This window comes from Marinibactrum halimedae (assembly GCF_021234875.1).
In the GTDB taxonomy this organism is placed as follows: Bacteria; Pseudomonadota; Gammaproteobacteria; order Pseudomonadales; family Cellvibrionaceae; genus Marinibactrum; species Marinibactrum halimedae.
The window spans coordinates 99,751-112,270 of sequence record NZ_JAJQVM010000009.1 but is presented as its reverse complement, the minus strand read 5'-3'; the positions used below and the strand labels follow the sequence as shown (position 1 = coordinate 112,270).

Below are 12,520 nucleotides of genomic sequence, written 5' to 3'. Positions count from 1 at the left end.
TTAGTGATCAAATTTTTCAGAAATGGCATCATTTGCTGAACACAATATAATCAATCCCCCAAGTAAAGGCATGACAGAGTTAACACTTTCAACCAAGAGTAAACCCAATGCAAAAAGAGGTATAGCTCACCCTACAGAAGGCAAATTTTTTTATAAGGGACTGCAGGGAAAAACACTTGTTCTATAAGTTACAGTAAAAAAAAGCCCGCAAAAATTGCGGGCTAAGCTATACGTGTGTAACTTTTGGAGAAACCAAAGAGCTAGTACCTTATAGATATCCTTAACTACAGGCACCACAAAAGCAGCAAAGCTACTTTTGTAAATAATGTAAAGCGGTAACCGCTTTACATTACAGATGCACTCCATTGCACCTAATCTTACAGACGAATAAAACTAGACTACTCTCAATTAAAATTGATTGATTTTCATCATTAGCTATATCGACCAAGATAAAGCGCGCGATTATAACGGCTATCCGGTGGGTGCCGTCAACCTGCAAGGTATCATCAACCTACCAACAAGACCCGATCTTCACCCAATGGTTTTATGTCTGGGCACTCTCAAACCATCTTTAAGTACCTATCACTTTATAAGTGCCCATCACTTTTAAGTGCCCATCACTGATCAAACCCTTCTATGGGTATGTGTTACTGTGAAAGCTTACTCAACTGTAAATCCCCTCTGCAATGCCCCAGTGCCTGGTAGGACAAACCAGATCGTTTGCAATGAGGAGCCCACCCTTGAGTTTGCAACAAACTACTGATTATTTTATCTCGTGCAAGATGTGACCAACGCTTTGCCCCCAAACCATTGGCCCTTGAATTTCGAGCAACACGTAAAGCACGGCCACTCGAATAATCCTCATCCGTCTGTGCTTCTAAATTTGAAATCAACAGGTCCGTGTCGCCAATCAACGACGATTTGTAGTGAATATCATCGTTTTTCACAACTCTCAAAATAGACGTTGCACTTTGAGTAGTTGTACTTTGATGAGTAGTTGTATTTTGAATAGTGGTATCTTGAATAGAAGCGGCGTAAAGGCGCAAAGCCAACTCCCCTCTCCAATCTTGATCGACCACTTCTTCATCATTTCTCTCTAACCAACGCGGAGCTAAAAATAAATTTCTATCCACAAATGCCTTTTGATAATGCACATTCTCAACAAGGTTCAACCCCTCGCTGATAGACACAGTTCGATTACGTTTCGAGTGCTCTTGTGACACTTCAGAGCCAAATTGAGTGGAGTATTTACGAAAAACAGAGAATAAAAATTTGTCACTTAGCTGACTCACAGACTTCATGCTATCGGAATACGTTACAGATCGCCCTGACTCAGAAAACGGTTCGATCACCTCCAGAATACGATTAATTTTTTCCTCAACAATCGCACTGCGCTCGACAAAACTACGCTCACGACCTCCAGTAACAGCCGGCGGGTTGTTGTAATCGTAATCAACAACCTCTAGCAAGACAACAACAGGAGAGTGACCTGGGTTACGCATAGACCAATTAGATAGCTGCTCTATACATTCTTCAAGGGAATAACAATGTTGAAGATCACGCCCATTACTGTGCGCAACCGCCCCGTCACCATCAAAAATATCCAACTCAATAATACGGATACCTGAATCTAACTGGTCATCCAAGGTCATTTGAGACCAATTCTCTTTTGCCGCACCATAACTATTGTGAGAGTAAGCCATGTAGATTTGCGACAATGCAAGATTATTCGAATACGCCTGAAAATAATGCTTATCTAACGCCACCTCCTCCTCACTGCGACTACTCTCATCGGATAACATCATATCTTTAACATTACCACCACATGCAGCCAACATAATTAATGCAGACATCAATGCTGAATAGATGCACCCTCTGATAAACCATCGTGTACTACTCAATAAACATTGTATTTTCAACACACCCATAATAACCCCTTGGCCTTTAATTGTGAGTACCAACAATAACGAATACCGATAGTGAAAATGCATCTCTCAGAAAAGAGGATGTAATTTTATTTTTTGTGAAAATCATCAAGAATAGAAAATCTGAAAGCAAAAAATCACACATTCAGCTTTACAAGGAAGGAGCTTATTGCTAGAAGAAAATGAAATCAATGTATCTCTTCTAATACCTGAAAAGTTAGCACCAAATGGCACACAAATAAACAGAGCATTATTTTAAGTGACAACTTCTTTTAAACCCTGCAATACCATCAAGCCTAAAATGATCACTTACACACCAAAGCTAACCAGACAGACAAAAAAACATAGTGTAGTCACATCAATTAATTTCTGACACATGAGACAACTTTGAATAATATCCACCCAACAGCCTAAAACTCTTCTGCACAGATAAATCCTTTCTTAAACTCCACGACACCATCTTTTTTAACCTTTCTATTCACACAAAAAACAGACTGATTCTTGTGTCGTATACAAAAATCAGATTAATTGACTTCAAAAGCGTTCCCTCCATTACGATCTGAATAAAAACATGAGCACACTTTTCAATACTTTACATATTCCCATTTGTTTCACACCAAAACCTTGTAAAAACACAAAGCTAAGTCAAAGAACCCTCTCAAAAAAAACGAGAAATAAAAAAACATCCCAAAAAAACAACAAAAACAACAAAAACAGAACAATAAAACCCACTTAAAAAAAAATAAAACCTAAAAACACCCTTCCGACAACATACCAATAAAAAACACAACCAAAGAAGTCAAAAAAAACACCATTACTTATTGAAAAACAAAAAGAACAAACAGGAATAAAAAACCAAAGGAATAAAACAATAAAAAAGAAAAAGAGCTCACCCCAAAAAGCACAAAAATTGACGAATATTAGAAGCTGCTGTAGCCTTATCGAATCATTTAAAAGCATCGTCATTGACACAATTCTTAAGAACCTCAAGCGCCTAAAAGTTTTGTGCACCAATTTTTTATTTAAAGGTTTTCTCGCACACATGAGCGGATTGGCACTTGTTTATTTTTCTTTATGTAAAAAAACTCAAATTTGTAGCCGAGCCTTAAATGCGATCAATACGCATCTTTTAAATTATATCGGCTTTAAAAAAGGCACATGGATGGAAAACACCTTTTCTAATCTAAACTAGAGAAACACTCAATAAAATTTCTGAAAAATAACATTATCCCTGTCAGCCATCCTGAGACGACCGTTCAAAGAATGGCCAAAGCTACTCTAATCATTAAATTTAAGAGTAAAGGAAAAAATTGATCGTCTTTATAAAAGAGAATTTTCTTCTACAAAAAGACGATGCAAGGCGAGATAAGCATTTATCCCCTCCTCATAAAAAATAAAAAATACGCAAAAATCTTAGGGCGAAGGTAATTGCGGCAAGTGAATAAAAGGGCATCAAGATGTTCCCTTAATTCAATTACTGCGTCAATCACCAAGAGCTGGCTCAGTGTTATAAACACAGTCTGCATAAAGTAATAATTGAGCGCTTAATTAATTTGCTCTCGATTTTAATTTAACACGAGCCAATACGACATATTCGAGCACTAACCGGAGATACGCTCATTATGAAATACATGAAACTTCCCCTAACTATCGCATTGGCAGCAACCTTAGCCGCATGCGGAAGCGACGATGACAATGATCGTGAAGTCAATAATTTAGAGAACCAAGTAGATGATTTAAACAATCAAATTGATGATCTTAATAGTCAAATTGATGACCTGACAGCAACACCACCGGTATTAGGCAGTGAAGCAACATCTGGAGCGAATGCGTTAGCAGAAAGTGGAGCTAACAAAGTCTGGCGCTTTGCGGTTTTTCCAGACACACAAGGTCGTGACGATGACAATATGAGAGCCGAAGTTAGCCGAGATATTAACGGCAATGATACCGGCGTAAGTGAATACATTGGTGTCGATTATAACAAAGACGGCTACTACGATGGTGGCGCTAAATCCAGTGACGATATTGCCTATTTGGTAAACGTACAAAACCCACTACAACCCTATATTGAAACCGATGATAACGGCGTACCTATTCAAGTAGCCCCAGAAGATCGACAAGATTTCGGTCATGACTGGAAAATTCTTCCACTACCTTTAGTAGACGCGGTTACCGATAAAATCATTGAACTTGACGTCGATTTAGTTTTAGCCACGGGCGATATCACCGAATACCGTGCTGAAAGTGACTACGTTATGTGGATGGAAAAAATCGCACAACCTCTTAGCGATGCCGGAATTAGCATTTTCCCAGCTCGTGGTAACCATGAAGTGGTCAATGGTCGTAACTGGCCACAATGGTTTACCAATGTTGACGAATGGGAACGCCAATCAGTTAACAACGTCTACAACGACATCAACCCATATGAAGGGTTAGAGCAATACAATTACGACCAAGGACTTCGTTTGTATTCCGCCTACGCTGGTCAATTTGTTCAAGACCACCTTGCCAGTGGTAAAGTAACGGGGTTAGAGGGCGCCGAAGAATTGGTGTACTACTTTATTCACGAAAATACACTCTTTATTGCTCTGGACTTTTATTTTAGCGATCTTTATTCAAGTGCCTTCAAAGGAACGTGGGTTGAATTACGTGAATGGTTAACAGAAGTCATCACATCTAATGCTCCAAACGTTGATCACATTGTTGCTTATGGACATGAACCTCTGTCTACCAAAAAACGTCCGCAAGCTTATGAAGAAGAAGCGTTCGCCGTTGCCTCTGAAATTAAAGCAAATTTGTTAGACGCGTTTAATACTGCAACCGAAACTTTCCAGCCTTTTGCTGACCAAGAAGCAGAGCTAACTGAAGCATTAAATACAGCAAATGAAAATGGGGATACCACTGCGGCAGCCACAACACAATCCGATCTGAATGCGCTCAGAGCAGATCCTGATTACGTGACTGCGTCTACCGCTCTTGATGAAGCAACCGATGCCTTTGCCGAAGTTAACGAGCCAGGATTAACCGGTAACGACATGGGACAATTGGGCTACTTACTGGAGCAAGATGCTGCCAGCCCCGGCCTAGCAGAAGATATTCTAGAGCTTTTCACCACCTACCAAGTAAACTATATCGCTGGGCATGATCACCAATATGCTCGAAGCGTTATTCACCCACATGGTGAAGCCAAAGATACACCTGAAGGCTTTTTGCAAATCATCGGGGGTAATGCTTCTTGGAAATCTTTCGAAAATAATTACGGTATCCACGACGAATACGAAACCGGTTTATTCGCTCACAACTATGTCCGAGAAGACAACAAAATTGAATACCGTAACTCTGAAGATTTGCTCTTCGCAGAGTCCACCAGTGGTTTGGCCGAAGGTATTTCCTTCGTTGTGGTTGAGGTGAACGGTCGTCAAATTACCACCAAATCGTACTACGCCTCTCACAATATGACTGAGGTAGATATGAACTTTGGTGCCTATTATGACTATGCTGAGAACACATGGTGTTCATACACAAACTTAGACACCTTCATGACAGCAGGCTTCCCAGACGCAGTTGAAGAATGCCAAGCTGTTGACTGGAAAGTGGTGGATGAAAACACCCGCACCAATGACGCTACTCGTCGTATTGTCAAGCCAGATCAAAGCTACTTTGCTCAAACCTCAACACCTGAAGGGGAAGGCGGATACATTGGGTCAGAAGCAACTATTTTCGATGGTTATAACCTTACCTATAACTCATCTTATGCCGCTTCGGTAAATCAAATCGAAGACATGAGAGAGTTATTGACATTGAGCTGGTTTGCTGACGAAGACGCCACTACACTGAGTGACGTTCTATTCATTAGTGGAAACCAAACTCAAGATGGCACCTACTTCGATGATCACGGCGACATTTTAGAAGGTATTTCCAGTTCTCTGCATTACGAGAATGAAAAAGGCTGCCAAGTTGAAAACCCAACGCACGTTACACGCGATGGATTTATGAACAAAGGCACCGATATCGACGCTTCTCTCAGCGGGAATAATAATACTGTCGGCAGTAGTAGTAATTGCGCAAGCTGGGAAAGTCGTTACGATGAAGATAGTTTAGATTTTGCCGATGCAATGAGCATTTCCTTTACTGCTCCTGAAGGCTCGGAATTAGATACTTTAACTGTTGGTCGTTACGATGAAGAAAGCAGCAGTTGGGTAGCAGCATTCAGCCCAGAATGTTTTGTCCAAACCGGTTACTCTGATCACTATAGTGTATTCTATCGTATCAGCGAACAACATCCAGAAGGACGTAATTCAGACGGTTCTTCCGCTCAAATCGACGGCTGTAACCAACGCTACTGGGGTTACCACCCAGAAAGCAATAGCATTTGGGGCTTCATCCATACTGACGGTAAATTTGCAGTCATTGCTAGATAAAATAAAGTCCTCTTAAAAAAACTAACGCCCTATTGTGTAATTCAATAGGGCGTTTTTATTTTTCCTGCCAACACTTCGCAAAAAACGTATTTTTCTCTAAAAAGAGCACTTAACACGACATCCTAACGAATAAGGATCATCTAAAGATTCAATAGTTGAAAGTGTGAAAGCATGTCAGACTAATAAGAAGGTATTTTAAGTTGCGGAGCTTGCGCATGTACTGTTTGAAAGCAATAGCAGTGATAAAAATTACACACTATTAAAACTGTGGCACGTCAAACTATAGATTATTCATGATAAATATGTGATATATATTACACCTATTTTATTTTAAAAAAATCACTTCACATAAGTTGCAAGCAACGCTAAATATTACACAATAAATACAGTGGGACCCGATTGTGAATCTCACAAAAGAAGCATTGCACCAAAAATAAAGCACTAACAGGAATGAATCATAATGAGTCTATTAAGGGATGCATGGGAACAACGTGAACACGTCATTTATCAATCTATTTTTCATATTTTAGGTAAAGATATCCATCCACTGGACATTAATGTTTTTCAACGTGGATTTGGTATAGATGACATTGACCCACGCTGGATGTTTTCTGGCGTATTCAAATGCCCGCCCACCAATCGTCGGCGCAATTGGGTATATGTCACTTCGGGCATGTCTAACCCATGGGAAACTCATAAAACAAAGGTGGAATCCGGCATTGGGTGTGAATTTATTTTAGAGACGACAGCCGAATGCGACTGGGCTATTGACGCACTAAAAAATCTTATGGCATTAAATATCCTATTATCCAATGGCTATTATGGCGATAAACCTAAAATTGCTGTAGGGGAACGAGTGCCACTGGCAATGAACCAAAGGACAACCAATGTAATGATCGTTGAACCCAAAGACTACCCCTCCTCCTTTGATTTAGTCTCTGGGCGCGTCAAACTCTTACAAGTCATTGGTGTCACGACCTCAGATATTGAATTCGCTCAAAAAAACGGCACAAACGAACTCGTTTCCACACTGACGGCTCGTCACGATACATTCGCTCTCGACCTCCCCCACCAACGTCGTCTCAATTAGATATTCAAACAAACGTTTTTAGCTGATGTATTCTCATTAAGCACAACTCATTAAACACAACTCGTTAAACACAACCGATCAAGCCATTCTTTGTAATGGCTTTCATTTTCATCCCCTATTTTTACAATCTGTTTTACAAGATTTTTATTAACTCTTTTAAAAAAACATTACCGATTTTTCGCTTCCTTTCACCAGAAAAGAGGTATCGCATGGTTAAATTTGGCTAATAATTAAAGTTGATCATGCTTTTTCATACCCATGTTAATGTCCATCAACGCTCTGGTAATATGCTTTTTGACTGACATAATAGAGATTCCCAGCGCCACAGAAATTTCATCACGAGTTTGTCCTTCCACTCTTCGACGAATAAACACATCACGTCGTAATGGTGGCATCGCTTCTATCACATCCGCTAATAACGCCAATCGCTCCTCAGAGGCGTGCATTGACTCCATAGAGGTGCCATAAGAATCAAAGCCCTCTTCAAAAGAAACGGTATCAAAGTTGCTTTTGCGCCAATGATCAATAACCACAGACTTAGCTACCTGCACAGCATAAGCTAAAGGGTTTACCAACAGCCCTCCCTGAGCACTGTGCAAAGTACGCAATAACGTTTCTTGCAGTAAATCATCCACGTCATGATACTCATTGACTTTTGAGCGAATAAATCCACGAATTTTGTCTATATTTAATACAAGTGTACGCTCTATGAATTCTTGCGTCGAAGATGAAGAAGTGCAAGAAGAATGTCGGCAATGTAGAGCGTTTTCGTTATCGGCGTGCTCATATCGAATGCATTGAGAATTAACATCTGAATATACAACATTGTGATAATTTGGCGTGGACATTTTTCGTCTCCGGAGAAGAGCGCAGAAGAAAAGAAGCCAAGTTCAGAGGTATTTATTGCTCAAAAATAAACCAGGCACACTTCAGAATGGCGCCAGACTAAACATCATAGATTTCGTTATTATGACAAAAAAATCTAAATCCATTTAACACTTCAATCAATTTAACTTTTATTTTTCACTCACTAAATAGACTCAATACAAAATTGCATCACCCTCCACATCGAGTGATAAAAAATAAAAAGCTGAATAAAGTGACAAGAAACAGAGACGAACTCATCGCTCTGTTTCAAAAAACGGCTACAATAAGTTCATCAGCATCCATTAAATAGGGGAGCCTGGAGGCAATGTTTTAGGAAGAAAATATTCTTTTCTTGAACCTTCCTCTAGATATTTCTGAAGAGAGAAAGCCATCTCCTGCGATACGGCACTATTTTTGTCTCGATATAACGCTTTTCTTAATACTCGAAGCTCTTGATGAATTTCAGCTCTCGCTTCTGGCGCCAACACTGAAGAATCAGCCACGTTTATCAAAGAAAATAAGGCTACAAATTTTAATCGATTATTCAACAATTCCGCAAAAGTCCCTTTTTGAGTTTTCGTTACGTCATTATTCACCACGCGATTGATGACTGATTGAACTACCCCCTTTAAAGAGAACGCTTTCCATTGTTGCTGATGTGATATTTGATGCAAACGGTTCAAGCGTTCCGGTTGTAAAATAAAACGTAATGTATGGGCTGCTGCGGATTCTGCAGCAGAAATAGGGTCAAATAACAGTCCATTACGCCCTTGAAAACTTTCACGATTACGACGATACCCATAAGACTTTGGCGGAATTAATGTGATCAATGCCTCCGGCAAAGATAAATAATTCACTGATACCGTTTGTAATAATATATCGAGTGCCTTCAATTGCATTTGCATTGACACAGGAGATAACCCTACTGGCGCTTCCTCAGGCTTATTTATTTCATAAGAATATTCATACCCGCCAATTAACTTCGCCACCGCCTCCACTTGATACCGGTGCAACAAATAAATAGGTGCTAACCGCTCTTCCAATTCAGAAAAAGGCAGCCCATAAGGCAAACTAGATTTACCAAATTGCGCCAAAGCCAGTGCCCTCACTTCAGAGAGATTTTTTAATTCCTCAATAGTATCGTCACCGTTATCCCATAAATGCCCTTGGACACTTACCGCATGGGAAGGACGTGCATCTGGGTCGGAAAGATAGCGCAACCCCGCCGACTTTGTGCGATCAATAATGCTCTGTAATTCGTTTTTTTCCTGCTCAAGAGAAGCAAAATGCCTATAGCCATATTCAATGACGTGAAAATCCCACTCGCCTAATCCGGTGGCATACGCCTCTGAAAGGTCAACCCGCCCCTTTTTTACCGACAACATCGGGTGTGGATAATCCATCACCGAAGCACGACCATTTTCACTGGCGGCGAAATTATGAGCAATACCCAATGTATGCCCAACTTCATGAGCAGCTAATTGCTTGATGCGGCTTAACGCCATCGCTTGTTGAGATTGGGTCAATTCGCCCAAACGGTTATCGCTTTGATTTTCAGTAAATGGGCTGGTTAACCCTAGCGCGATTAAAAAATCCTGCCGTACTCGCAACGACCCCAGTGTGACATGCCCCTTGATGATTTCTCCAGTGCGCGGGTCGATTACCGAACTCCCGTAAGACCAACCTCGTGTTGCTCTATGTACCCACTGGATAACGTTGTAACGTACATCCATAGGGTCTGCCCCTAGTGGTAACTCTTGTACTTGAAATGCATTTTCAAACCCAAGACGCTCAAAACCATCATTCCACCATAAAGCCCCTTCTTTAAGGGCTGATTTAATGGGTTCAGGAATGCCTGGGTCGAGATAATAAATAATCGGTTCAATCGGTTCGCTCATTGCCGCGCTCGGATCTTTTTTTATCAAGCGATGGCGAGGAATAAGCCGTTGGGTTTTTTCGGCATAAATCGGCTGGGAGTAATCTTCATAATCGATACTCCAGAACCCCGAATACGGGTGAAACACGCGCGGTTTGTAGTCGTCGTCAGGCAATTGAATAAAGGAATGATGCAAATGAACCGAAAGGCTATCGGAGGTAGGACTGACCTGCTTAAGGTATTCCCCAGTGCCTTCACCGCCGAAGGTCACCAATGCTTCCAACTCCGTATTCTGCTCAAAAGCTTTTGTTCGAGATAAATACACACCGCTGCGCTGGCGATCTAGAGAAAAACTCCCCTGCTTTTTGTCTCTGAGGCGTTTGCCCACACCGTGTATGTCAGACAATAAAAACTCCGTGTAATCCACTAGCCATTGCTTATCATTGGCCGCCACAATGGGCAAACCGGCAATCACGGCACTGGCGAAAGCTTCTTCAACACTGGCACGCTCCGCAGGATTAGCAGCGCTGGCACGAAATTGGGTATTTATCTGCTTAAGTAAGAGTTTTTTCCCAAATTGCTCAAATTGAACCAGCCGAGTTTCGCCCAATTGACCACGATCTAGCCCTATGTCATTCGAGCCAACACCATGCGGCAAACTGCTCTGAAACAAATATTGCGGAGATTGCCGAGCAATGGCCAAATACACCGAGCCACTTTCGACATCGTAATACACATCCAGCAAGCCTTCTTGTTGTTGGAAACCTTTCGTGTAAACCGACAGATCAGGCAATGGTTCAGCGGCATTTAAGTGGCCACTTACCGTCAGAAAAAGCCCTGTTATCAGCATAATTACCCAACTAAACCGATAAACACCGAATGCATTTTGTATTTGCCGCATACTGCTCCCCCGAATTATTGTTATCACATCACCACCCCGTCTTATGTATTGAACCAGAAATTGTTCACGTTTACTGGTATGTTATTGGCCGAAACAAACCAGAGCGTACTGTTGATGGACAAAATTTGTTCACCTTCAAAAACGCCGCGAATTAAAAATGCAAAAGGCGAATTATTATGATAACCACAATGGCTTCGCGCCTATTGACCGTTTTTACCCAAGGCAATTTAGTATTGTTAATTGCAGCGGGTATTGGACTCGGGGTGATTTTAGGAATAACCGTACCGGAAGTCGCCCTGAATGTAGGGGTACTCGGTAGTTTTTTCGTTGGCGCATTAAAGGCCGTCGCCCCCGTGCTCGTGTTTGTATTGGTAATGGCCGCCATTGCCAACCACAAACCGGGTAACGACATTCCTATGCGCCCCATCATCACTCTCTATTTTATCGGGACGCTCTGTGCGGCATTTACCGCATTAGTATTAAGCAGTCTCTTTCCTACCCAATTAACCCTCGTTGCCTCCACCACCGATACCCAGCCCCCACAAGGCATTGGTGAAGTTATTCACTCCCTGTTATTTCGCATTGTGGATAACCCCGTGAATGCCCTGATGACAGCCAATTATATTGGCATTTTGGCATGGGCCATTGGCCTGGGTATTGTGCTCCATCGAGCCGCACCTACCACGAAAGCTTTATTGAACGATCTGTCCGACGCTGTCTCAACCCTAGTGAAATGGATCATTCGCCTAGCACCATTCGGTATTTTTGGTTTGGTATCTCACACCGTTGCCAAAACCGGTTTTGATGCGTTATTGGGCTATACCCATTTGCTGATCGTTTTAATTGGCTCGATGTTGGTGATTGCTTTAGTGGTCAACCCGGTTTTGGTCTTTGTCAAAACGCGCCAAAATCCTTACCCATTAATTTTCCAATGCTTACGCGAAAGTGGCGTGACGGCCTTTTTTACCCGCAGTTCGGCGGCCAACATCCCCGTAAATATGGATTTATGTAAACGCCTGAATCTCGACAAAGACACCTACTCTGTTTCCATTCCGTTAGGCGCCACCGTTAATATGGCCGGTGCCGCCATTACCATCACGGTATTAACACTCGCTGCCGTGCACACCTTAAATATCGACGTCAGTTTTGGCACCGCTTTATTATTGTGTGTGGTCGCTGCATTTTCTGCCTGTGGTGCATCAGGCGTTGCTGGTGGCTCTCTTCTGCTCATTCCTCTGGCCTGTAGTTTATTTGGTATTCCCAATGACGTTGCCATGCAAGTGGTTGCGGTCGGATTTATTATTGGCGTTTTACAAGACTCCGCAGAAACCGCATTAAACAGCTCCACAGACGTGGTCTTCACCGCTGCTTGTTGCTCGCCTGCCACGGAGAATTCTCCGTCGATGAATGCCGAATCTGTTTAAATTTCCCATCTCTTTT

Annotated in this window: 6 protein-coding genes; 3 read left to right on the top strand and 3 right to left on the bottom strand. The window is 41.7% G+C overall.

Annotated features, from left to right (window positions below):
• Window positions 1-647: 647 nt before the first annotated feature.
• A complete protein-coding gene (locus LU351_RS07245; protein ID WP_232593395.1) occupies window positions 648-1,928 on the bottom strand; it encodes a phosphatidylinositol-specific phospholipase C domain-containing protein in 1,281 nt (426 codons plus the stop codon).
• A 1,619-nt stretch (window positions 1,929-3,547) separates the two neighbouring features.
• Here LU351_RS07245 and LU351_RS07240 point away from each other — a divergent pair.
• Window positions 3,548-6,346, top strand: a complete 2,799-nt coding sequence (locus tag LU351_RS07240) for a metallophosphoesterase family protein (RefSeq protein ID WP_232593394.1) — start codon at window positions 3,548-3,550, stop codon at window positions 6,344-6,346.
• A 460-nt stretch (window positions 6,347-6,806) separates the two neighbouring features.
• Window positions 6,807-7,436: a suppressor of fused domain protein gene (locus tag LU351_RS07235; RefSeq protein ID WP_232593393.1), complete on the top strand. Its 630-nt coding sequence runs from the start codon at window positions 6,807-6,809 to the stop codon at window positions 7,434-7,436.
• A 230-nt stretch (window positions 7,437-7,666) separates the two neighbouring features.
• Here the strand turns inward: LU351_RS07235 and LU351_RS07230 are convergent, their stop codons facing one another.
• Complete coding sequence (locus tag LU351_RS07230; protein ID WP_232593392.1) at window positions 7,667-8,284, bottom strand: RNA polymerase sigma factor; 618 nt, start codon at window positions 8,282-8,284, stop codon at window positions 7,667-7,669.
• Window positions 8,285-8,605: 321 nt separating this feature from the next.
• Window positions 8,606-11,080 carry a zinc-dependent metalloprotease gene (locus tag LU351_RS07225; protein WP_232593391.1) on the bottom strand — a complete coding sequence of 825 codons (2,475 nt, stop codon included), beginning with the start codon at window positions 11,078-11,080 and terminating at the stop codon, window positions 8,606-8,608.
• A 176-nt stretch (window positions 11,081-11,256) separates the two neighbouring features.
• Between LU351_RS07225 and sstT the strand changes: the two genes are divergently transcribed.
• Window positions 11,257-12,504 (top strand): serine/threonine transporter SstT, encoded by a 1,248-nt coding sequence (gene sstT / locus LU351_RS07220; RefSeq protein WP_232593390.1) that lies wholly within the window; start codon window positions 11,257-11,259, stop codon window positions 12,502-12,504.
• The last annotated feature ends 16 nt before the right edge of the window (window positions 12,505-12,520 follow it).

Coding starts and splice junctions, on each gene's coding strand:
- LU351_RS07245 (WP_232593395.1), bottom strand. CDS start 1,928: ATGGGTGTGTTGAAAATACAATGTTTATTGAGTAGTACACGATGGTTT.
- LU351_RS07240 (WP_232593394.1), top strand. CDS start 3,548: ATGAAATACATGAAACTTCCCCTAACTATCGCATTGGCAGCAACCTTA.
- LU351_RS07235 (WP_232593393.1), top strand. CDS start 6,807: ATGAGTCTATTAAGGGATGCATGGGAACAACGTGAACACGTCATTTAT.
- LU351_RS07230 (WP_232593392.1), bottom strand. CDS start 8,284: ATGTCCACGCCAAATTATCACAATGTTGTATATTCAGATGTTAATTCT.
- LU351_RS07225 (WP_232593391.1), bottom strand. CDS start 11,080: ATGCGGCAAATACAAAATGCATTCGGTGTTTATCGGTTTAGTTGGGTA.
- sstT (WP_232593390.1), top strand. CDS start 11,257: ATGATAACCACAATGGCTTCGCGCCTATTGACCGTTTTTACCCAAGGC.